This is a genomic window from Nocardia sp. NPDC101769, assembly GCF_044766925.1.
GTDB lineage: Bacteria > Actinomycetota > Actinomycetes > Mycobacteriales > Mycobacteriaceae > Nocardia.
In genome coordinates this window covers 156,278-177,225 of record NZ_JBIWMX010000005.1, presented here as the reverse complement: position 1 = coordinate 177,225, position 20,948 = coordinate 156,278, and the positions used below count along the sequence as shown (strand labels likewise).

At 67.5% G+C, this 20,948-nt stretch carries 18 protein-coding genes; 12 read left to right on the top strand and 6 right to left on the bottom strand.

The window, feature by feature from the left end:
- Positions 1-21: 21 nt before the first annotated feature.
- Positions 22-945, bottom strand: coding sequence for a 4-(cytidine 5'-diphospho)-2-C-methyl-D-erythritol kinase (locus ACIRRA_RS11620; RefSeq protein WP_402766362.1), 924 nt, complete (start codon positions 943-945; stop codon positions 22-24).
- Positions 946-1,066: 121 nt separating this feature from the next.
- Here ACIRRA_RS11620 and ACIRRA_RS11615 point away from each other — a divergent pair, with 121 nt between their 5' ends.
- From ACIRRA_RS11615 to ACIRRA_RS11600, 4 genes are all read left to right on the top strand, one after another.
- The gene (locus ACIRRA_RS11615; protein ID WP_402766360.1) at positions 1,067-1,273 is read left to right on the top strand and encodes a heavy-metal-associated domain-containing protein; all 207 of its coding nucleotides are present in this window, start codon (positions 1,067-1,069) and stop codon (positions 1,271-1,273) included.
- Entirely contained in the window at positions 1,270-2,187 is a 918-nt protein-coding gene (locus ACIRRA_RS11610) for a hypothetical protein (protein ID WP_402766359.1), read from the top strand. Before ACIRRA_RS11615 ends, ACIRRA_RS11610 begins: the two co-directional genes overlap by 4 nt.
- Entirely contained in the window at positions 2,184-4,496 is a 2,313-nt protein-coding gene (locus ACIRRA_RS11605) for a heavy metal translocating P-type ATPase (protein ID WP_402766357.1), read from the top strand. Before ACIRRA_RS11610 ends, ACIRRA_RS11605 begins: the two co-directional genes overlap by 4 nt.
- Positions 4,497-4,617: 121 nt before the next feature.
- On the top strand, positions 4,618-5,118 hold the full coding sequence (locus ACIRRA_RS11600; protein WP_402766355.1) for an LpqN/LpqT family lipoprotein: 501 nt from the start codon (positions 4,618-4,620) through the stop codon (positions 5,116-5,118).
- Between the two features lie 348 nt (positions 5,119-5,466).
- Here ACIRRA_RS11600 and rsmA read toward each other — a convergent pair whose 3' ends face one another.
- Positions 5,467-6,348, bottom strand: coding sequence for a 16S rRNA (adenine(1518)-N(6)/adenine(1519)-N(6))-dimethyltransferase RsmA (rsmA, locus tag ACIRRA_RS11595; RefSeq protein WP_402766353.1), 882 nt, complete (start codon positions 6,346-6,348; stop codon positions 5,467-5,469).
- Between the two features lie 218 nt (positions 6,349-6,566).
- Between rsmA and ACIRRA_RS11590 the strand changes: the two genes are divergently transcribed.
- Positions 6,567-8,075 (top strand): alpha/beta fold hydrolase, encoded by a 1,509-nt coding sequence (locus tag ACIRRA_RS11590; RefSeq protein ID WP_402766351.1) that lies wholly within the window; start codon positions 6,567-6,569, stop codon positions 8,073-8,075.
- 57 nt (positions 8,076-8,132) lie between these two features.
- Here the strand turns inward: ACIRRA_RS11590 and ACIRRA_RS11585 are convergent, their stop codons facing one another.
- Complete coding sequence (locus tag ACIRRA_RS11585; protein ID WP_402766349.1) at positions 8,133-9,293, bottom strand: alpha/beta hydrolase family protein; 1,161 nt, start codon at positions 9,291-9,293, stop codon at positions 8,133-8,135.
- A 161-nt stretch (positions 9,294-9,454) separates the two neighbouring features.
- Between ACIRRA_RS11585 and ACIRRA_RS11580 the strand changes: the two genes are divergently transcribed.
- The 4 genes from ACIRRA_RS11580 (at position 9,455) to ACIRRA_RS11565 (ending at position 13,485) form a co-directional block, all read left to right on the top strand.
- Positions 9,455-10,222, top strand: coding sequence for an SDR family NAD(P)-dependent oxidoreductase (locus tag ACIRRA_RS11580; protein WP_402766347.1), 768 nt, complete (start codon positions 9,455-9,457; stop codon positions 10,220-10,222).
- Positions 10,223-10,324: 102 nt separating this feature from the next.
- Positions 10,325-11,623 carry a serine hydrolase domain-containing protein gene (locus ACIRRA_RS11575; RefSeq protein WP_402766344.1) on the top strand — a complete coding sequence of 433 codons (1,299 nt, stop codon included), beginning with the start codon at positions 10,325-10,327 and terminating at the stop codon, positions 11,621-11,623.
- Positions 11,605-13,224, top strand: a complete 1,620-nt coding sequence (locus tag ACIRRA_RS11570; protein WP_402766341.1) for an FAD-dependent monooxygenase — start codon at positions 11,605-11,607, stop codon at positions 13,222-13,224. Before ACIRRA_RS11575 ends, ACIRRA_RS11570 begins: the two co-directional genes overlap by 19 nt.
- Positions 13,225-13,344: 120 nt before the next feature.
- Positions 13,345-13,485, top strand: a complete 141-nt coding sequence (locus ACIRRA_RS11565) for a hypothetical protein (RefSeq protein ID WP_402766338.1) — start codon at positions 13,345-13,347, stop codon at positions 13,483-13,485.
- Here ACIRRA_RS11565 and ACIRRA_RS11560 read toward each other — a convergent pair.
- Positions 13,482-14,609: a transglycosylase family protein gene (locus ACIRRA_RS11560; RefSeq protein ID WP_402766336.1), complete on the bottom strand. Its 1,128-nt coding sequence runs from the start codon at positions 14,607-14,609 to the stop codon at positions 13,482-13,484. The two genes, ACIRRA_RS11565 and ACIRRA_RS11560, sit on opposite strands and share 4 nt — an antisense overlap.
- Before the next feature lie 311 nt (positions 14,610-14,920).
- Positions 14,921-15,748, bottom strand: a complete 828-nt coding sequence (locus tag ACIRRA_RS11555; protein WP_402766335.1) for a TatD family hydrolase — start codon at positions 15,746-15,748, stop codon at positions 14,921-14,923.
- Positions 15,749-15,836: 88 nt separating this feature from the next.
- Here ACIRRA_RS11555 and metG point away from each other — a divergent pair, with 88 nt between their 5' ends.
- Entirely contained in the window at positions 15,837-17,393 is a 1,557-nt protein-coding gene (metG, locus tag ACIRRA_RS11550; protein ID WP_402766332.1) for a methionine--tRNA ligase, read from the top strand.
- Between the two features lie 196 nt (positions 17,394-17,589).
- On the opposite strand, the gene ACIRRA_RS11545 is transcribed toward metG, so the two are convergent.
- Entirely contained in the window at positions 17,590-18,411 is an 822-nt protein-coding gene (locus ACIRRA_RS11545) for a helix-turn-helix domain-containing protein (RefSeq protein WP_402766330.1), read from the bottom strand.
- A gap of 350 nt (positions 18,412-18,761) precedes the next feature.
- Here ACIRRA_RS11545 and ACIRRA_RS11540 point away from each other — a divergent pair, with 350 nt between their 5' ends.
- On the top strand, positions 18,762-19,475 hold the full coding sequence (locus ACIRRA_RS11540) for a TetR/AcrR family transcriptional regulator (protein WP_402766328.1): 714 nt from the start codon (positions 18,762-18,764) through the stop codon (positions 19,473-19,475).
- Between the two features lie 417 nt (positions 19,476-19,892).
- Positions 19,893-20,945: a 3-oxoacyl-[acyl-carrier-protein] synthase III C-terminal domain-containing protein gene (locus tag ACIRRA_RS11535; RefSeq protein ID WP_354836108.1), complete on the top strand. Its 1,053-nt coding sequence runs from the start codon at positions 19,893-19,895 to the stop codon at positions 20,943-20,945.
- Positions 20,946-20,948: the final 3 nt, after the last annotated feature.

Here is a 20,948-nt window from a genome sequence, read left to right as displayed (position 1 = left end):
AGTTACCCGAACGTCACGAAATCAGTTGTCGCCTACAATTCGGCGCGCGCCCGGCACCGGGCCGTGGGCCGTTCGGACGCTGCGGCACACCCCCGCGCCCGCGAGTTCGGCGGCGACGGTGACCGCGGCCTCCTCGCTTTCGCAGAGGAAGGCGCAGGTCGGGCCAGAGCCGGAGACGATGCCCGCGAGGGCTCCGGCGGTGACGCCCGCGCGCAGGGTGCGGCGCAGTTCGGGTTTCAGCGAGAGCGCCGCGGCCTGCAGGTCGTTGCCGAGCAGCGGGGCGAGCTGTTTGGCCTCGCCGGAGGCCAGCGCCTGCAACAGCTCCTCCGGGCTGCCGAGCCGCGGCGGGTCGCCGACTTCGCGCAGGCGGTCGAGTTCGCGGAAGACGGCCGGGGTGGACAGGCCGTCCTTGGCCAGGGCCAGCACCCAGTGAAAGGTGTTGCGGGACAACACCGGCAGCAGTTCCTCGCCGCGGCCACGGCCGAGGGCGGTGCCACCGTGCAGCGAGAAGGGGACGTCGCTGCCGAGTTCGGCTGCGATATCGGACAATTCGGTGCGCCCGATGCCGAGTTCCCACAGGTCGTTCAGGCCGACCAGGGCCGCGGCGGCGTCGGCGCTGCCGCCGGCCATGCCGCCCGCCACCGGAATGCCCTTGGTGATGGCGAATTCCACCAACGGCGCGCGTCCGGCCATATCGGCCAGCTTGACCGCGGCCTGCCAGACCAGATTTCCGCGATCGGTGGGAACCTCGTCGGCCCCCTCGCCGACAACCTTCACGCGTAGCGCCGAGGACGGCGAGATCTGCACGTCGTCGCTGAGCGATAACGCCTGGAACACCGTGGTGAGGTCGTGGTAGCCGTCGGCGCGCAGTTCGCCCACCCCGAGGTGCAGGTTCACCTTCGCGGGCGCGCGCACGATGAGCGGGCTGGGCACAACTGAGAGCACCCGCACAGCCTAGTCGACAGATTTCCCGTTCGAGTACTTGCGCTAGGTACCCATGGGGGGTATGTTTCTCGATGTCGGGGATACCCCCTCACGGTATGAACAGCGAGCGAAGGAGACCACCATGGCCACCAGCACCTACACCGTCACCGGCATGACCTGCGGCCACTGCGTCGGTTCGGTGCAGAAGGAGATCGGCAAGATCGACGGTGTCACCAGCGTGGATGTGGATCTCGCCACCGGCCTGGTCAAGGTTGAGTCCGGCGCCCCGCTCAGCGACGCCGATGTGGTCGCCGCCGTCGACGAAGCGGGTTACGAGGTGGCCAGGTGAACGATCGACTGAAGTTCGCCGCCTTCGGCGGCGGACTGGTCGTCTTGTTCGGAGCCGCGCTCGGCATCGGCGCCCTGGTGGGCGACCGATCCGGCGCGGCCCCGGCCGAGGCCGCCCCCGACCACAGTCGGCACGAAGCCGCCGCGGCGACGGGCCTGCAGAGTAGCCTCTCCGACTACACCCTCGGCGATATCAGCGCTCCCGCCGCCCCCGATCAGCAAGGCGCACTGCAATTCCGGATCACCGGACCGCAGGGCGCCGTCACTCGCTACAACGACCTGCACGAGAAGGACCTGCACCTGATCGTGGTCCGCTCGGACGCGAGCCAGTTCCGGCACGTGCATCCGACCCGGGCCGCCGACGGCACCTGGTCCATCGACTGGAAATGGGCCGAACCCGGCAGCTACCGCGTGTTCGCCGACTTCTCCCCCGCCGGCGGGCCCGGCGAACTGGTGCTCAGCCGCACCATCGCGGTCGCCGGGAACGTGACCGACAAGCCACTGCCCGCGGCCGCCAAGACCGCCGAGGTGGACGGCTATCGCGTCACCCTCGACGGCGACCTGACCACCGCGGGCAGCGAACTCACCTTCACCGTCACCCGCGACGGCAAGCCGGTGACCGATCTGCAGCCCTACCTGGGCGCGTACGCTCACCTGGTCGCACTGCGGGCCACCGACCTGGCCTACCTGCACGTCCACCCGGAGGGCGAGGTCGGCAAGACCGCGCCCGGCCCCGATATCGTCTTCCACGCGGCCTTCACCTCCCAACCGGCTGCGCCGAGTGACGGCAAGTACCGCCTGTACCTGGACTTCCAGCACGGCGGCGCGGTGCACACCGCGGAATTCACCGACGAAGCATCCACTGCCGCATCCGATTCGGACGCGCCCGCCCACCACGGAGGAGGTCACTCATGAGCGCCCTGGCACCCGAGCGTTCGATCGAACTCGATATCGGTGGGATGACCTGCGCCTCCTGCGCGGCCCGGATCGAGAAGAAGCTCAACCGCATGGACGGCGTCACCGCGGCCGTGAACTACGCGACCGAGAAGGCGAAGGTCAGCTTCCCGGAGTCGGTGACGACCGATGACCTGATCGCGAAGGTCGTCGACACCGGCTACACCGCAGCCGTGCACCACACCCAACCGGTGAAAACCGAGGCAGCCGAATCCGATTCGGCCCCGTCGGCGGCGGATCAGTTGCGGCACAAGCTGTTGGTGACGTTGGCACTGGCCGTGCCCGTGGTCGCCATGGGCATGTTCCCGCTGCTGCAGTTCACCAACTGGCAGTGGCTGTCACTGACCCTGACCGCGCCCATCGTGGTGTGGGGCGGGTCGCAGTTCCACCGGGCCGCGTGGGTGAACGCCAAGCACGGCGCGGCCACCATGGACACGCTGATCTCGTTGGGCACACTGGCCGCCTTCGGCTGGTCGGTGTACGCGCTGTTCTGGGGCACGGCCGGCATGCCCGGTATGAAACATCCGTTCAGCCTGGCCATCGAGCGCGGCGACTCGTCGTCGGCGCTGTACTTCGAGGTGGCGGCCACGCTGATCACCGCGATTCTGGCGGGCCGCTACTTCGAGACCCGGTCCAAGGAGAAGGCGGGATCCGCGCTGCGGGCGCTGCTGGAGCTGGGCGCGAAGGACGTGTCGGTACTGCGCGCCGCCGCGAGCGCTGGACCCGAAGACGGCAGCCTGCGTAACCACGAAGGGTCCCGGGAGCGGCGCGATGGGCACCTCGTCGAAACCCGCATCCCCATCGGCGACCTGCGGGTCGGCGAAGAGTTCCTGGTCCGTCCCGGCGAAAAGGTCGCCACCGACGGTGTGGTGGTGAGCGGCAGTTCGGCCCTCGACATGAGCATGCTGACCGGCGAATCGGTGCCGATCGAGGTGGGCCCGGGCGATCAGGTGGTCGGCGCGACCGTGAACGCGGGCGGTCTGCTGACCGTGCGCGCCACCCGGGTCGGCGCGGATACCCAGCTGGCGCAGATGGCTGCGCTGGTGGAGGAGGCGCAGAACGGCAAGGCTCCCGTGCAGCGGCTGGCCGATCGGGTGGCGGGCGTGTTCGTGCCGATCGTCATCGCGACCGCGGTGGCGGCGCTGGGCTTCTGGCTCGGCACCGGTGCGTCCGTGGCGACCGCCTTCGGCGCGGCGGTGGCGGTGCTGATCATCGCCTGCCCGTGCGCCCTCGGTTTGGCCACGCCCACAGCTCTGCTGGTGGGCACCGGACGCGGCGCGCAGCTGGGCATCCTGATCAAGGGCCCGCAGGTGCTGGAGTCGACGCGGCGCATCGACACCGTGGTGCTGGACAAGACCGGCACCGTCACCACCGGCAAGATGACGCTCGCCGAGGCGATTCCGGGCGCCGGCGTGGATGCCGACGAGCTGTTGTCGGTGGCCGCGGCCGTCGAGCACGGCTCCGAGCACCCGGTCGCCAGGGCCGTGGTCGCCGGTGCGGCCGAGCGTGGACTCGACACCGAGAAGGTGGAGCAGTTCGTCAGCCATGGCGGCAAGGGCGTGCAGGGTCTGGTCGGCGAGCGCGCGGTGGTCATCGGGCGCATCGAGCTGCTCGAGGACTGGTCCATCGCGCTGCCGGAGTCCTTGGCGGACGCCAAGATCCGGGCCGAGCGGGCGGGGAAGACGGCCATCGTGGTGGCCTGGGACGGGCAGGCGCGCGGCGTGCTGGTCATCGCCGACGCGGTGAAACCCACCAGCGCCCAGGCGATCTCGGAGATGAAGGCGCTCGGCCTCACCCCGGTGCTGCTGACCGGCGACAATGCGGCCACCGCCCGCACGGTCGCGGATCAGGTGGGCATCGAGCAGGTCATCGCCGAGGTGCTGCCCAGCGACAAGCTGGACGTGGTCAAGAAGCTGCAGTACGAGGGCAAGGTGGTCGCCATGGTCGGCGACGGCGTCAATGACGCGGCCGCCCTGGCCCAGGCCGATCTGGGCCTGGCCATGGGCACCGGGACCGACGTCGCCATCCAGGCCGCCGACCTCACCCTGGTGCGTGACGACCTGCGCGCGGTGCCGACCTCGATCAAGCTGTCGCGGGCCACGCTGCGGACCATCAAAGGAAATCTGTTCTGGGCCTTCGGTTACAACGTGGCCGCCATCCCGCTGGCCGCCGCCGGTCTGCTGAACCCGATGCTCGCCGGTGCCGCCATGGCACTGTCCAGCGTGTTCGTGGTCAGCAACAGCCTGCGACTGCGCCGCTTTCGCGGATGAGTTGACACCGATCGCTCGTCTCGCGATACGACAGGGCCGCCCCGATCACCGGATCCGGGCGGCCCTGTCGCATCGTGTTGAATGGCGGGTGACCACCGCCGTCCCCTCGCGAGGAGCCCCGTTGACCACCATCGCCGAATACCTGGCCGCCGCCCAGATCGAGGCCGCCCCGGTCGACCCCGCGGCTCCCGGCGCCCCCAAGGTCGCGGTCGGCATTCCCGAAGGCTGGCAACAGGTTCCGCCGAGCATGTTCCCCGGCTCGTACGGTGTCTGGACCCAGGCTCCCGCGAACGGCTGGGCCGACAACGCGGTCGTCCTGGTCGCCACCTTCACCCCGCCCGTCGACGCCCGCGAACTGCTCACCCACGCCTTCGACGACGCCCGACGGCTCCCCGGCTGGCAGGACCTCGAAACCGACACCACCGACTTCGAGGGCTGGCCGTCCGCCGGCATCACCGGCACCTACAACGTCGAGCAGCTCACCCTCTGGGCCTACAACCGCTACATCATCGTCGAGTCCGACAACGGCCAGTACCTGGTCCAGCTCACCATCACCACCCGCCACGACAGCGACGGCTCCGGCCCCACCACCCTGCTCCAGGGTCTGTCCATCTCGGCCTGACCCGCACGCTCGACCACCGACGATGGGCGGTGCATGATCGATCGGCCGACTTTCGGGTGTGAGCCGGCCGCCATACGAGCAGCGTCGCATGGCGGTTTGCCAGCCAGTTGCCTTATCCCCGCGGCATGCGTGAGGAAGGACGAGGGTCATGGAGCGAGGCGTACTGAAGATCGCGGCAGTACCGATCCTGCCGATGCCGGCGTTCTTGGTACCGGCCGGTCCAGCAACCGCGGACCCCTTGAATTTCGATTCGGCCCAGGTCACCGGCACCACGCCGGGGTGCACCGGCTCGGAGACCGAGCCCGGTGCCACCCCACCCACTCCGGGTGGACGGGCAGGTCTTTCGGCTCATTCCTGCTGGGCAAGGCGGACGTAGGCGGCGGTATCGAGGGTTTCGCCGCGGGCGGTGGGTGCGATTCCGGCTGCGGTGAGGCGCTTTTCGGCTTCGGCGGCGGAACCGGCCCAGCCGGCCAGGGCGGCGCGGAGGGTCTTGCGGCGCTGGGCGAAGGCGGCGTCGATGACGGCGTAGACGCGCCGGCGGAAGGGTTCGTCCTGGGGCCAGGAGGATTCGGGGAAGCGGTCGATGCGGACCAGTCCCGATTCGACCTGGGGTACGGGCCAGAAGATCTGGCGGCCAACGGTTCCGGCGCGGCGGACCGTCCCGAAGAAGCCCGCCTTGACGCTCGGCACGCCGTAGATGCGGCCGCCGGGCGTGGCGGCGAGGCGGTCGGCCACCTCCAGCTGCACCATGACGAGAGTGGTTCGGATGCTGGGGAATTCGGCCAGCAGGTGCAGCAGCACCGGCACGGCCACGTTGTAGGGCAGGTTGGCCACCAGCGCGGTCGGCGCGGCGGGCAGGTCGGCGTGGGTGACCTTCATGGCGTCCATCGGGACGACGGTCAGCCGATCGGCGAGCTCGGGGGCGCGGGCGGCGGCGGTTTCCGGCAGGTGGGCCGCGAGGGTCGGGTCGATCTCGACGGCGATGACCCGGTCGACCACGTCCAGCAGCGCCAGGGTCAGCGAGCCCAGGCCGGGACCGACCTCGAGCACGGTGTCGTCGCGGTGGACGCCCGCGGTGGCGACGATGCGGCGCATGGTGTTGGCGTCGTGGACGAAGTTCTGCCCGAGCTGCTTGGTCGGGCGGACGCCGAATCGCTTGGCCAGCTCACGCACTTCGGCGGGCCCCAGCAGGGCGGCTTTTCCACGACCGGCGACTTCGGGTTCGGACATTCTGGAAAACCTATCAAGCTGCGTGAATCACCCGGCACCCGGTCACACCGCGAGGGCTGTGAGGCCCGGAATCCAGCACTGAAGTTTGCTGCATGCTTGCCAACTCGCTCGACCGGGCGTGCGACCGGGCGTGCCGGACCAAATCCGCCATGTCGCACGGTCTTTCGCCAGGTATCCGAGTAGCGTCGCCCTTGGAACACAACCGTGAAGGAGAGTGCATGCCCGCTCGGCGGATTCGACGGCTCGTCCTGGGCGCGACGCTGCTGACCGCGGTGGTCACGCTGCCCGCGGGACCGGCGAATGCGGACGCGGCCCCGGGACTGGACCGTTTCTACCACCAGACACTGGAGTGGAAGCCGTGCGACAACGCGGCCCTCGACGCCGCCGGCGCGCGGTGCGCGGGCGTCCTGGTACCGCTCGACTACAACAATCCCGACGGTCGCACGCTCACCGTCGCGATCTCCCGCATCGCCGCCACCGATCCGGCGCGCCGCCGCGGCATCCTGGTCACCAATCCGGGCGGTCCGGGCGGCGCCGGCCTGGCGATGACGGTCAACACCCAGAAGGCCATGAGCGCGGACGTACGCGCACAGTACGACCTGATCGGCATGGACCCGCGCGGCGTCGGCCGCTCAGACGCGGTCAATTGCACGATTCCGGTGCCCACCATGCTCTTCTCCGCCGGATTCGACGTATTCGGCTATGCCCGCGACACCGCCGTGGCCGCGGCACTGGCCACCGCGTGCGTGGGCACCGACCCGGACAAGGCCCGCAACATCACGACTCGCAATACCGCGCGCGACATGGATCTCATCCGAAGCCTTTTCGGCGAGACGAAGCTCAACTACTTCGGCGCGTCCTACGGCACCTACCTGGGCGCGGTCTACACCCAGATGTTCGGCGACCACGCCGACCGCATGGTCTTCGACAGCGCCGTCGACCCGGACCGCTACTACGTCGGGCTCTACCAGGACATGGGCGCGATCAACGAGTACGCCCTCGACGACTGGGCGAAATGGGCGGCCCGCCATGACGATCAGTACCACTTCGGCAGCACCCCGGAGGCGGTGCGCGCCTGGGTCGAGGACCTCATCCGGCGGTCCGCGGGTCACGAGATCTACGGCAGCGGCTACCTGGTCGACGAGCACACCATTCCCATGATGCTGCTGGCGCTGCTGCCGAGCCCGCAGCTGAACCCCAACCTCGCCGAAGTGCTCACCATGGTGGCGTCGGGCGTGGCGGGCGGACCCATCGACATGGACGCGCTGAAGGCCAAGATCGTCTCCGTGGTGCCGCTGGACGCCGCCGCCATGGCCGCCATCATGTGCGGCGACAAGGCCGCGCCGCGCGATCCCGCCTGGTACTACGGCAATGTCGAGGCCGCGCGGCCGACGCAACCGGTGTTCGGTGCGTTCGCCAACAACATCACCGCCTGCGCCTTCTGGCCGGACCCGGTGGAACCGCCCACCGAGATCCGCAATGCGGCGCCGGTGCTGATCGTGGCCAATGTCCACGACACCCGCACCGCATACTCGGAAGGGCTCGCGCTGCATACGGATCTGACCGAATCACGCCTGGTGACGCTGGCGGACACCAGGATTCACGGCGCGTTCCGGCCGAACCTGAGCCCGTGCCTGAACGATATCGTGAACACCTACTTCGCCACCGGCGTCCGCCCGGAGCAGGACGTCACCTGCGAACCCGATTTCAGCTGGTTCCCCCAGTAAGTCGTTGGGGGCCCGGGGCTTTCACCCCGAGCCCCCGAAGAGGTCACGCGACCATCGTCACCGCACGGTGGGCGTGGCCAGGATCCGATCGCTGAACGCGCCGATGGCATTCCACATCTGCGGGTTCAACTGGGTGTGGGTGCCCGTACCGACCACCGTCTGGAAGTCCACGCCATTGGCGGCGAACTGCGCGGCCAGCGCCGCGTGCAGCGGGGACGGCACGGTGGTGTCATTGGTGTTGAGCAGCAGCAGGATCGGCGCGTTGTAGCCGTTGACCGGGACGGTCATGTACTCGTTCATGGCGGCCTGGAATTCCGGGGTATCGAGCGGCCGCGACAGCATGTCGCCGATGCCCATGCCGTCGACCACCTTCATGATGTCCAGCAAGCACAGGCTCTGCGAGGCGTCCACGGCCTGCTTGCCGCGCGGGGTGAGGTAGCTGTCGACATCGACCTCGGGGTGGGTGGCGCGCAGCCCGGCCAGCATGCTGACCACGAACGCGTTGACCGCGGTCCCGGCCTGACCGGGGATCTCCGGCACCCAGGGACCGACGAACGGGGCGATCTTCTCCAGGTCCGATTCCGGGTCGACCGCGATGGCGCCGCGGAAGTCGAGGTCGGGGGTCTGCGACACCTGCAGGTGCGCGGTGCCCAGCGCCGCCTGACCGCCCTGTGAGAAGCCGGTCACCGCCCACGTGCGTGAGAGCGCCGGATTCGCGGCGCGGGCCGCCTTGACCAGGTCGATGGTGGAACCGGCCTCGGTGCTGATCTCCAGGTACGGGTGCGGGCCGGTCTCGAAGCGGCCCAGGCCCAGATAGTCCGGCGCGACCACGGCGAAGCCCTTGTTCACGAAATACTGCAGCACCTGGTCTTCCCGGGGCCGGCTCACCTTCGAGTCGTCGGTCTGCCCGCCGCAGCCCGGTCCCATGCCGGAGGTGCCGTGGTCGTAGGCCATGATCGGCCAGCCGCCCGCGGGTGCGGGACCGGACGGAACGAACAGCGCGCCACTGGCTTTCACCGGTTCGCCATTGGAGCGGGTGGTCCAGTAGTCGATGATGGTGCCGTTCGGCAGGCCGCGGAAGCCGTCTGGTAGCGCGGTGGTGGCGAAGGTGGTGCCGGCCGTCTCGGCGTGGGCCGCGGTTCCCGGCAGCGCCAGCAGCGTGCCCGCCGACGCTATGGCCGCGGTGAAAATCCGTGTACGCCAACCAACCGACCGCATGAATCCTCCATCAGTCCCGACCCGATGACCATTCCTGTTCGGGGCCCGAGTTTATCGATTTGAACGTAGGACCAGTATGAGAAAGTTCTGGCAATCAGCTGATCGAGAGGATGTCGGAACTTCCCATTGACGCGCCTTGAAACTTGTTCTAATTTCTCGCCATGTCGCGCAGATACGAAGGTCGCCGAGTACTTGTCACCGGAGCGGGATCGGGCATCGGACAGGGCGTGGCCCTGCGACTGCTCGAAGAGGGAGCCCACCTGGTCGCCGCCGATGTGAACGAGGCCGGACTGGCCGCCACCGTCGACGCTGTCCCCGGCGATCAGCGCGAGCGCTTGCGCACCCTCACCCTCGACATCTCCGACCCGGCGGCAGTCCGCGCCGTCACCGCCGAGGCCCTCGAATTCCTCGGCGGCCTGGACGTTCTGGTGAACGCCGCGGGCATCCTGCGCGCCGCGCACACCCACGACATGCCCCTCGAGGACTGGAACAGGGTCATCGCGGTCAACCTGACCGGCACCTTCCTCATGATCCAGGCCGCGCTGCCCGCGCTCATCGAATCCGGGCACGGCGTGATCGTGAATTTCTCCTCCACCTCGGCCTTCGGGTCCAATCCCTATATGGCCGCGTACTCCGCGTCGAAGGCGGGCGTCAACGCGCTCACCCACTCCATCGCCTTGGAATACGTGAAAAAGGGCCTGCGCGCGGTCAATATCGTGCCCGGCGGCATCAGCACCGGCATCACCTCCGGTCTGGAACTGCCCGCCGACGCCGACTGGACGCTCATGGCGCGGCTGCCCGGGTGGATCGAGGGCGGCGCGCTCGGCAAGCCCGAGGACATCGCGGGCGTCGTCGCCATGGCCGCCTCCGATGACGGCCGCTATATGACCGGCACCGAGCTCCGCGTCGATGGTGGCGCACTGATGTAGCGACACCGCCCATTTCCGTTCGCGACCGGTTGGTACGGAGTTAGGCTGACAAGCGCTCGAGCAGCTTCATAACCACGTTCCAGCGGACCCGGACGGAGAGTTATGGGATACCGGCGGAGTTTCGGCGTGCTCATCGCAGCCGTGGGTTTGACGGTCGCGGCAGGGTGTGGGTCGTCGAACGATACGGGGTCCAAGGAGCCCGGATACGCCGCGACGTTGCGGCCCATCATCACCGAACTGATGAAGGACAACGTCATTCCGGGAGCGGTGGTGGTGGTCGAGTCACCCAAGGACGGCGACTGGACCGCCACCTTCGGGACCGGGACCATCGGCAAGGACGATCCGATGACGGTGAACGACCACTTCCGGATCGGCAGCAATACCAAGACCATGACGGTGACGGTCCTCATGCAGCTCGCCCAGGAGGGCAAGCTCTCCCTCGACGATCCGATCGGAAAGTACTGGCCGGGTGTGCCGAACGGGGACCGCATCACCCTCGCCCAGCTCGCCGAAATGCGCAGCGGCCTCTACAACTACACCTTCGACTACGACTTCAGCGCCGCGATCGACAAGGATCCCCAGAAGGTGTGGACCCCGGAGGAATTGCTGGCCATCGCGTTCGCGCACCCGGTCGATTTCCAGCCGGGCGAGAAATTCGAGTACTGCAACACCAACACCATCCTGCTGGGGCTGGTCATCGAGAAGGTCACGAATATGCCTGTGGCCGACAACTTCCGGCAGCGCATCTTCGAACCGCTCGGGCTGAAGCACACGTCGTTCCCCGCGCCGGCGGACTCCTCGATGCCGGATCCGCATCCGCAGGGCTACGCCTTCGGCACCATGGTCTCCACCATCGACACCTTCGCACTGCCGCCGGATCAGCGGGCCGCGGCGCTGGCGGGCACGCTGCAACCGGGTAACCGAACGACCTCGAGCCCGTCGTGGACCTGGACCGCGGGTGCGGCGATCTCGACGGTCGGCGATATGACCACGTATGCGAAGGCGCTCATCGACGGCAAGCTGCTCGACGCCAAGTTCCAGAAGATGCGGATGGACAGTATCCAGCCGATCGATCCGGCCGATCCGGCCATGGCCGGGTACGGCCTGGGCATGGTGCGATTCGGTGAGCATCAGTTCGGGCACGACGGCCAGATCCCGGGCTACATGACCTACATGGCGTCGGATCCCGACTCCGGCCTCACCATCGTGGTCGCCACCAACCTGGCGGCCGTTCCGTCCGGCGAAGGATCGGCGCTGGTACTGGTGAAGGGCATACTGCCCACCTTCTACGGCGCCGGCGCGGTGCCCGGACACGATCCGGCACAACACAATTCGGCTGACAGCACCCTCGAGCCGTCCGGATCACCGACAGGTTCGCCCCCATGGACGACACCGCGGTAATCATCGCCGGCGCCGGACCGGTCGGCCTGACCGCGGCGATCGAACTACGCCGCCGGGGCGTGCCGTGCCGGATCGTCGACCCGCTGCTGGAACCACCGCCGTACGCGAAAGCCGTTGGCATCCAACCGCGTGTGCTGGAAGTGTTCGAGCAGATGGGGGTGCTGCGTCGGATCCTGGATGCGGCGATCCAACTGCGCGGGCAGCTGGCCTTCGTCAATGGTGAGCCGAGCGCGCGGATAGAGCTGACGCTGCCGACGGACGTGCCGTTCGGATTCGTCGGCCTGCCGCAGTACGAGACCGAGCGGATTCTGCGGGACCGGCTCAACGTGCTGGGCGGCACCATCGAACGCGGGTCGCGGGTCGCGGCTTTCGAGCAGGACGCCGACGGGGTCACCGTGACACTCGCGAGCGAAATGGGTGAGAAGACCACGCGGGCAAGCTATCTCGTCGGCTGCGACGGCGCGCACAGCACGATCCGCAAGGCGCTGGGTCTCTCCTTCGAGGGTGCGGCCTTCACCGAGCACTACATGCTCGGGGACGTGGAACTGAGCTGGTCGATGCCACGCGGCTACAACATCCGCGCGAGCCACCGGACCGACGGCGTCACCGATGATCTGCTGATCTGTATCCCGCTCCCCGGCCGGCACCGGTACCGCATCTCCATGCTCCTCCCCGACGGCCGGACACACGATCCGGCGACCGGTGACGACGGCGTCGAGCACGGCTTCGCTACCGGGTGGACGCCCGATCTGCCCGATCTCCAGGCGGTCGTCGACCGCCTGGCGCCCGAACCGGCGCAGGTGTCGAACCTGCGCTGGTCCTCGGTCTTCCGGATCAGCCACCGCATCGTCGATTCCTACAGCCGCGGAAGGGTTTTCGTAGCGGGCGACGCCGCCCACATCCACCCGCCCACCGGCGCCCAGGGCATGAACACCGGCATCCAGGACGCCCACAATCTGGCCTGGAAACTGGCCCTGGCGCTCACCGGGGACGCCTCCCCCACCCTGCTCGACTCCTACGACCTCGAACGCCGCCCGGTGGGCGAGGAGGTCGTCGGCCGCACGGTCCGCAGCGCCCGCGAAGGCATCGGCGCGGACTCCACCGACCCCGCCTACGTCCTGCGCCGGGAGGCACAACTTCTCATCGACTACGCCGGCAGCCCCATCGTCGCGCCGTCCCCACCCGGCGATCCCGCCCCGCGGGCAGGCGCCCGCACCCCCGACGCCCGCGGCCTGACCCGCGACGCCGTCGCCTTCGGCTTCCGGCTGCTGCCCCTCATCGACGGCACCGCCCACACTCTGCTGCTCTACGCGGACGACACCACCACCGAACACGACCTGCGCGACCTGGAACAGCTGGCCGTCACCGCGACCGCCGCGGCCCACGGCCACCTGGACGCCTATCTGATCGCCGCGCCCCGGGCCGGCGCCACCGCGACCACTCTCCCACTGATCCGCGACACCGCAGGCGAATTCGCCGGGGCCTACCGCGCGGACCACGGATCGGCCTTCGTCATCCGTCCCGACGGCTACCTGGGCTTCGCCCGTCGCACGGCCACCACCGCCGACCTCGTCGACTACCTCGAATCCACTTTCCGCTGACCCGGCGCGTTCGCGTCGAGCGCCGACCATGGGGGCAGCCGATACTTCCATTCGGTAACAGCGGAACTCGCGGGATCGAAATGCCCGGTGGCAGTAACCACTACGCAAGGGAGATGCGACATGGGTTCCGCAGACCTGATGAGCTGGCTGGCCGACGGCTATCTCAACGGTGATCCGATCCGCTACCCGCTCTATGTCGGGTTGATGTTCCTCAGCATGCCGTTCCAGCTGCTGTCCACGCTGTCGGGACAGCCCTTCTAGCCGATGCCGAGCCGTGAGGTGCAGGCCGGCCACGCGCCCCAACCCTGGCGGGCGCGCGTCACTTCGGCGATGGCGATCTGCTCCTCGCGGGTCGCGAGGTCGGCGCGCGGGGCGTAGCGGGTGCCGCCCTGGCGTTCCCAGGTGTTCTGGTCGAACTGGATGCCGCCGAAGAAGCCGTTGCCCGTATTGATGGCCCAGTTGCCGCCGGATTCACATGTGGCCAGGGCATCCCAGGTGGTGCCGTTCTGCACGTCCGGGACCTCGGTGCCCGGCTTGGCGCCCTTGCGCACGGTCTTGGGCTGCGCGGGCACGATCACGGTGGACTTGATCGGATCCTTGCCCGCCTCATGGCCGTTCACGATGGAGACCGCGAAAGTCACGTCCTGCGTGCCGGGTACGCCCGGATTCTCGACGATCGTGCGGCTCATATTGAGCGTCTGATCCTCGATGATGTTCTCCGGCGGATCCAGCGGCACCCGCTCGGTGCGGTTCTCCACGATCTTGCGGGTGACGGTGATCTTCATGCCGTCGGTGAGCGGGGTGCTCGCGGCCGGCTCCACGGAGTCCTGATTGACCAGGGGGCGGCCCTGCGCCTGGAGCAACTCCCCGATGGTCGGGGCGGCGAGGCGGACCAGCGACGCGGGCGCGCCGTTGTCACTGAGTTCGACCGTCCGCGGATTGGTGATGAGCAGTTGCGCGCCCTCGAGCGGCAGCGGGGTCGGGCGCGCGGGCGAGGTGAAGACGTCGCCGGGCAGATTGAGCTTGGTGACCGCCTCGGCCACGGTGAGCGCGGTGGTCCACGCCTTGGAGGGCGTGCCGTCGACGATGAGCGAGACCTCACGGGCCCGGTTCAGCGTGATGGTGGATCCGTCGCTGATATGCGCTCCGGCGGAAGGGGATACGTCATCGCGGCTGGTGATCGCGTACCCGGCGTCCTTGAGCGCCCCGCGGACGTCCCCGCGCATGGTGGATTCGGCGAACTGCTTGCCATCGATGACGAAGGTGATCTGCTTCTTGCTCATGATGGCAACGCCGGCTCCGAAGATGAGCGTGACGAGCATCGCCGCGATGGCCCCGTACAGCATCGGGGAACGCGACGAGTTGATCTTCGTCAATGCGTGCATCGGAAATCCCGGCATGGTCACAGTACGATAACGAGGGGGTCGGGGATTGACAACCACTCCCGGCGGAGCTGCGGGGACGAGGATTACGACCCGATATCGAATCGCAGGTAAATCACGACCGCGCTAGATCATAGTGAGCTGCGACATAGATGGCGAGCCAAGGCGCGGTCCGATTCCCGGCAGCGACAACTGATTTCGGAGCGCTGAGGCTAACTCGCCGGGTACGCCCGAAATAGGTTCGCTGCCCGACCTCCGGCACGCGTGCGGTACCCGAGCCGGGCGCTGACGTCCCGGAGAGGCGGAACAGTAGCTCAGATTCCGTAGACCCGGCGGGCATTGGCGGTGGTGATCTTGGCCAGCTGCCCCGGATCCTGTTCGCGCAGTCCGGCCAGCGCGCGCAGCGTGTACGGCAGCATGTACGACTCGTTCTGCGCACCCCGGAACGGATGCGGGGTCAGGAACGGCGCGTCCGTTTCGACCAGAATCAGTTCGTCCGGAACGAGTTTCGCGGCCTCGCGCAATTCGTGCGCGTTCTTGAAACTGACCGTGCCCGAGAAACTGAGCACATAGCCCTCCTCCACACAGGCCATCGCCATGTTCGCGTCGGAGGAGAAGCAGTGGAAGATCACGGTTTCCGGCGCGCCCTCGTCCAGCAGCACCGCCAGCAGGTCGTGATCGGCCTCCCGGTTGTGGATCATGAGCGGCTTGCCCAGCCGCTTGGCCAGGTCGATGTGCCAGCGGAAGCCCTCGACCTGATCCTCGATCTCGGCACAGCCGTCCAGCTTGCCCGGCCAGTAGTAGTCCAGCCCGGTCTCCCCCACCGCGACCACCCGGGGATCCGCGGCCAGCTGCTCGAGCTCGGCCTTGGCGGCGTCGTCGAGGTGGTTTGCGCGGGTCGGGTGCAGCGCGACCGCCGCATGGACGCGGTCGTCCCAGTGCGCGGCGCGGACCGCGAAGCGCGCGGCCTCGAGGTCGTCGGCGACCGTCACCAGCTCCCGCACGCCCGCCGCGCGGGCCCGTTCCACCAGCGCCGCAACCGATTCCGGATCGGTGGCCCCGCAGGCGTCGATATGGGTGTGCGCGTCGATGAGCGGCGACAGCGGCTCGGGCGGCTCGGGCGCAGGTCGGCGACTGGTCATGCCCATCCCCCGGAGGAAAGAAGGGCGGCACCTGCCACGGGGATATTCACGCGAGCGACGTAGGACACGCAGATAGAGTAGACACACCATGAGCGCATCCGATCGCCCCGCCTTTTACATCACCACGGCCATCGCGTACCCGAACGGCGCACCGCACATCGGGCACGCCTACGAGTACATCTCGTCCGATGCCCTGGCCCGCTTCAAACGGCTGGACGGCTTCGATGTGTTCTACATGACCGGCACCGACGAGCACGGCCAGAAGGTGCAGCAGGCCGCCAGGGCCGCCGGTCTCGCGGAGCAGGAGTACGCCTCGCGCAACTCCGACGTCTTCGAGAACATGGACAAGGCGCTCGACATCTCCTTCGACCGCTTCATCCGCACCACCGACGAGGACCACCTGGCCGCGTCGGTCGCGATCTGGGAGCGCATGGTCGAGGCCGGGGACATCTACCTCGACACCTACGCCGGCTGGTACTCGGTGCGCGACGAGGCGTTCTACACCGAGGAGGAGACCACCCTCCTCGAGGACGGCACCCGCATCTCCAGCGACACCAAGACCCCGGTGGAGTGGACCGAGGAGTCGAACTACTTCTTCCGCCTGTCCAAGTATCAGGACAAGCTGCTCGAACTGTACGAGACCCAGCCGGAATTCATCGCGCCCTCGACCCGGCGCAACGAGATCGTCTCGTATGTGAAGGCGGGCCTGAAGGATCTGTCCATCTCCCGCACCACCTTCGACTGGGGTGTGCCGGTGCCGGGTCACCCCGAGCACGTCATGTACGTGTGGGTGGACGCGCTCACCAACTACCTGACCGGTGCGGGCTTCCCCGACACCGATTCGGCGTCGTTCCAGCGGTACTGGCCCGCGGACCTGCACATCATCGGCAAGGACATCTCGCGGTTCCACACCGTGTACTGGCCCGCCTTCCTGATGAGCGCCGGAATCGAGCTCCCCAAGCGGGTTTTCGTGCACGGCTTCGTCAACTACAAGGGCGAGAAGATGTCCAAGTCGGTCGGCAATGTGGTCGATCCCATGGACCTGGTCGACACCTTCGGCCTGGACGCCCTGCGCTTCTTCCTGCTGCGTGAGATCTCCTACGGCCAGGACGGCTCCTACGGCCACGAGGCCATCGTCGGCCGCATCAATGCCGATCTGGCCAACGAGTACGGCAACCTGGCCCAGCGCTGCCTGAAGATGGTGGCCCGCGACTTCGGCGGCGTCGTCCCGACCCCGGGCGAGTTCACCGGGGACGACAAGGCCCTGCTGGAGCGCGCGGGCAGCCTGCTGGAGAAGGTGCGCGCCGAATTCGACCAGCAGCAGATCCATCTGGGCCTCGAGCAGCTGTGGCTCACCCTCGGTGAGACCAACCGCTATTTCTCCGCCCAGGCGCCCTGGACCCTGGCCAAGGCCGGCACCCCGGAGGACACCGCCCGCGAGGGCACCATCCTCTACGTGACCATGGAGGTGTTGCGCATCGTCTCGATCCTGGTCCAGCCGGTCATCCCCGGCTCGGCCGGGAAGATCCTGGACCTGCTCGGCGTCACCGACCGCAGCTTCGCGGACCTCGCCACCCCGCTCCGCCCGGGCACCGCCCTGCCGGAACCAGCCGTGGTCTTCCCGAAGTACGTCGAACCGAAGTAAGAACCGGTGCCGCCCGCCGCCCTTCAGCGGGCGGGCACCGAATCACCCGTCGACCGCGGGTGGAGATTCCCCTCCGAACTCCACCGTCGGAACGGGAAATGGTGCGCGAACACACGAACTGCCCGGTCCGAATAGCGAATCGGATCGGGCAGTAGCTGATCTCGCCGATCAAGCATCGGTCCGGCGACTGTCCGGGTCAACCCGGCGAGGCGGCACGAATTGGGGCACCCGGGCTCGGGGTCGGGTCGGCGCGCGGCGTGAGCATGAACAACTGGTACGGGCAGTTGTCGGGATGCCACGCATTGTAGGAGCGCATGGTCAGCGAGATCTGCCCGCCGGATTCCGGATCCCGGACCAGCACCAGCGAATCGTTGAACTCCGCCTCGCTGAGATCGGTGGTCCAGAAGCGCTCGAAGTCGGGATTCACCCGGCAGGTGTCGAGAATCTGGGCCAGCCGCTCCGGCGCGACGATGCCGGGCGCGTTCACCCGGAGGATGAACAGCAGCCGGTGCACGATCAGCTCCCAGTTGATCAGTACCTCTCGCGCGATGGGCTGGGTCATCATCTGCTCGATGACGTTCGCCGGGCGATCGGCGTCCGGGTGGGTGGGTAACAGCCACGGAAAAGCTTCGCGCGCAGCCTGATTCGCCGCGAGAATCTCGTACTCGGGTGTCCGGTGATAGAAGGCCGGGAACGGTAGCGACTCCAGATGCTCGATGTCCTCCGCCCGCAGCACCGGCGGCCACACCCCGGCCTCCACGACGGACGGCATCGGCAGCGCCAACGACCCCATCTTGCGCAGCAGCCACACCGGCGCCTCCATGGCCCGCGACCAGTCCACCAACCGATCCGGGGACATGGGGCGATCCCCCGTCTCGAGCTTCCGGTAGAGCGACAGACTCACGAACATCCGCCGCGCGACCTCGTCCTGGGTCAGGCCCAGCTGCTCACGCCGGTACCGCATGAACATGCCGAGCAGGGGCTGTTCGGGGACGGGCTCGATCACATCGAACACCACAGTGTCTACCTCCGTAGGGACTCGGTTACACGGTCCCATGGGGATCGATGGTCGAGGGGGGCCAGGCGTAGCGCGGCATGAGCACGAACAGCTGATACGAGCAGTTCTGCGGATGGAAGGGATGTAGGAGAACATGGTGAGGGTCATCAGCTCGCCGGCCACGGGATTGCGGTCAGCCTACGGAGGTGCACCCACCCCGGCGACGCGGGACCCGGGCGGATGGCATCAAGGGGCAACCCCAATGCAGAACAACTGAGGGCACCCGGCTGCAATACCGGTACGCCCGTGTTCCGGATGTCCACCGATAATGACCATCTGAAGCGGACATGGTTCAGTGAGAGAGGGAATGGATGCGCGACAGACAGGTCCACATGACGGCTCGCGCACCACAGGGGACAGAGCGGTTCCAGCACAACGTGACATTGCAGCGCACCAATTTCGACGAACGGCACCGTGCCGCCCGGGACGCCGTCCTCACCTCACAGCGCGGCCGACTGCTCGAGGCCATGGTGGAATGCGTCGAAGCCAGGGGTTACCACGCCACCACACTCACCGACATCGTGGCGCGCGCCCGGGTCTCGCGCAGCACCTTCTACGAACACTTCAGCAACAAGGAGCACTGCTTCGTCGAGGCGGTGCGCACTGCCTCCGACATCATCGCGACCCGCATCGCCGACGAGCTGGCGCAGCTGCCCACCGATGCCGGCGCGTACGAGCGCATCGAGTCCATCGTGGTCACCTTCTGCGAAACCGTGGCCTCCGAACCGGATTTCGCGCGGCTGATGCTGGTCGAGGCGTTCAAGGTGGATCAGGAGTCGGTGGCGCTGCGGGATCTGTCGGTGGACCGGTTCGCGGATCTGTACCGGGTCTTCTACGCTCAGGCGCGCGAGACCGATCCGAGCCTGCCGGTCATCGCCGACGAGCTGTTCGCGCTGATTCCGGACGCCATCGGCGAACGGACCCGCCGGGTCATCGTGGCCGAGGGGGCGCACCAGGTGCCCGAATTGGCCCCGCTGTTCGTAGAATTCGTGGTCGCGGTGCTGGGCCTGCCCGCACAGACCTGAATCGCCACGCCACGTAGCGAAATCCGCTGTCGCCCAGACAGTTTTCCGATCGGGGCCGCCGGAGCGCGCGGGTGTGACGTGGCCGGGTGAACTCACTCACAGCGAGAAGCTCGGTTGGTCATCCTCGGGCCATACCGATGACACATAACGAGCGGTTGCCAGGCGGTGACCACAGCGCCCAGCCTTCGGCGTACCCCCACTTCAGCCAGGCTGCGGGCGGGCAGGCTGAGTGCGGAAGTTTTGCAGCACCGCACGTAACACTAAGCGTACGTTCACGTTTCGTCTGAGACAGCCATCTGGAACGCTTCAGTTCCCCAAGATAGTTACTCTCAGGTAGCCTCAGTTCATCCGAGCTTGACGATCACACATTTCACTCTCTTCCATGAGGTTTCAGCCTCCCAGTTTCAGGAGTCCCCTGTGCCGCAATCTCGATTCGAGTCCATCGGCGCCTATCTGCCCGAGAAGCGTGTCACCACAGCCGAACTGCTTTCGCAATTGAAGGAGGTCCCGGAGTTCGATCTCGAACGAATCACGGGCGTCAAGGAACGCCGTTTCCGCGACACCCGCCCGGAGACGCTCGAGGACTCCTTCGCCCTGGCGATGAAGGCCGTCGAGGATTGTCTGTCCAGGTCATCCTATGCCGCAGGCGATCTCGACATCATCATCTCGACCTCCATCACGCGCAGTAAGGAGGGCACCAAGATGTACATGGAGCCGTCCTTCGCGGGTGCCATCGGCCGCGCCATCGGCGCTCGCGAGGATGTCATCGCCTTCGATCTCTCGAATGCCTGCGCGGGCATGATGAGTGGCGTCTACATTCTCGACCGAATGATTCGCAGTGGCGCGGTGAAACGCGGCATCGTGGTCAGCGGTGAGGCCATTACGCCCATTGCCGAAACGGCCGTGAACGAGATTTCCAGTAAATACGATCTGCAATTCGCATCGCTGACTGTCGGCGATTCCGGTGCGGCCGTGGTGCTCGACGAAGCCGTGGACGACAACGACAAGATCCACTACATCGAGCTCACCACCGCCTCGGAGTTCTCACACCTGTGCCTGGGCATGCCCAGCGACAAGTCCAATGGCGTGGCGCTCTACACCGACAACCGGAAGATGCACAACGAGGCGCGGTTCCTGCTGTGGACCGACACCCAGCGCAACTTCATGGAGGCGAACGGAATCACCTTCGCCGACGAGGGTTTCGACTACATCATCCACCACCAGTTCGGCGCGGCCGCGATTCCGTTCATGAACGCCATCGCCGAGCGCGAGTTCGGCCACCCGATGCCGCCGGACCTGAATGTCATCGAGAAGTACGGAAACACCTCCAGCACTTCGCATTTCATCGTGCTGCACGATCAGCTCAGCCAGCAGAACCTGGCGGCCGGGTCGAAGATCCTGATGATTCCGGCGGCCTCCGGCGTCGTCGGCGGCTTCCTGTCCACCACCATCTCGTCGCTGAAGGTCTGAGGT

Excerpts from the sequence above, each read along its gene's own strand:
- ACIRRA_RS11615 (WP_402766360.1), top strand. The coding sequence starts at position 1,067 with ATGGCCACCAGCACCTACACCGTCACCGGCATGACCTGCGGCCACTGC.
- ACIRRA_RS11605 (WP_402766357.1), top strand. The coding sequence starts at position 2,184 with ATGAGCGCCCTGGCACCCGAGCGTTCGATCGAACTCGATATCGGTGGG.
- rsmA (WP_402766353.1), bottom strand. The coding sequence starts at position 6,348 with ATGTCCGAACCCGAAGTCGCCGGTCGTGGAAAAGCCGCCCTGCTGGGG.
- ACIRRA_RS11590 (WP_402766351.1), top strand. The coding sequence starts at position 6,567 with ATGCCCGCTCGGCGGATTCGACGGCTCGTCCTGGGCGCGACGCTGCTG.
- ACIRRA_RS11585 (WP_402766349.1), bottom strand. The coding sequence starts at position 9,293 with ATGCGGTCGGTTGGTTGGCGTACACGGATTTTCACCGCGGCCATAGCG.
- ACIRRA_RS11580 (WP_402766347.1), top strand. The coding sequence starts at position 9,455 with ATGTCGCGCAGATACGAAGGTCGCCGAGTACTTGTCACCGGAGCGGGA.
- ACIRRA_RS11575 (WP_402766344.1), top strand. The coding sequence starts at position 10,325 with ATGGGATACCGGCGGAGTTTCGGCGTGCTCATCGCAGCCGTGGGTTTG.
- ACIRRA_RS11570 (WP_402766341.1), top strand. The coding sequence starts at position 11,605 with ATGGACGACACCGCGGTAATCATCGCCGGCGCCGGACCGGTCGGCCTG.
- ACIRRA_RS11565 (WP_402766338.1), top strand. The coding sequence starts at position 13,345 with ATGGGTTCCGCAGACCTGATGAGCTGGCTGGCCGACGGCTATCTCAAC.
- ACIRRA_RS11560 (WP_402766336.1), bottom strand. The coding sequence starts at position 14,609 with ATGCACGCATTGACGAAGATCAACTCGTCGCGTTCCCCGATGCTGTAC.
- ACIRRA_RS11555 (WP_402766335.1), bottom strand. The coding sequence starts at position 15,748 with ATGACCAGTCGCCGACCTGCGCCCGAGCCGCCCGAGCCGCTGTCGCCG.
- metG (WP_402766332.1), top strand. The coding sequence starts at position 15,837 with ATGAGCGCATCCGATCGCCCCGCCTTTTACATCACCACGGCCATCGCG.
- ACIRRA_RS11540 (WP_402766328.1), top strand. The coding sequence starts at position 18,762 with ATGCGCGACAGACAGGTCCACATGACGGCTCGCGCACCACAGGGGACA.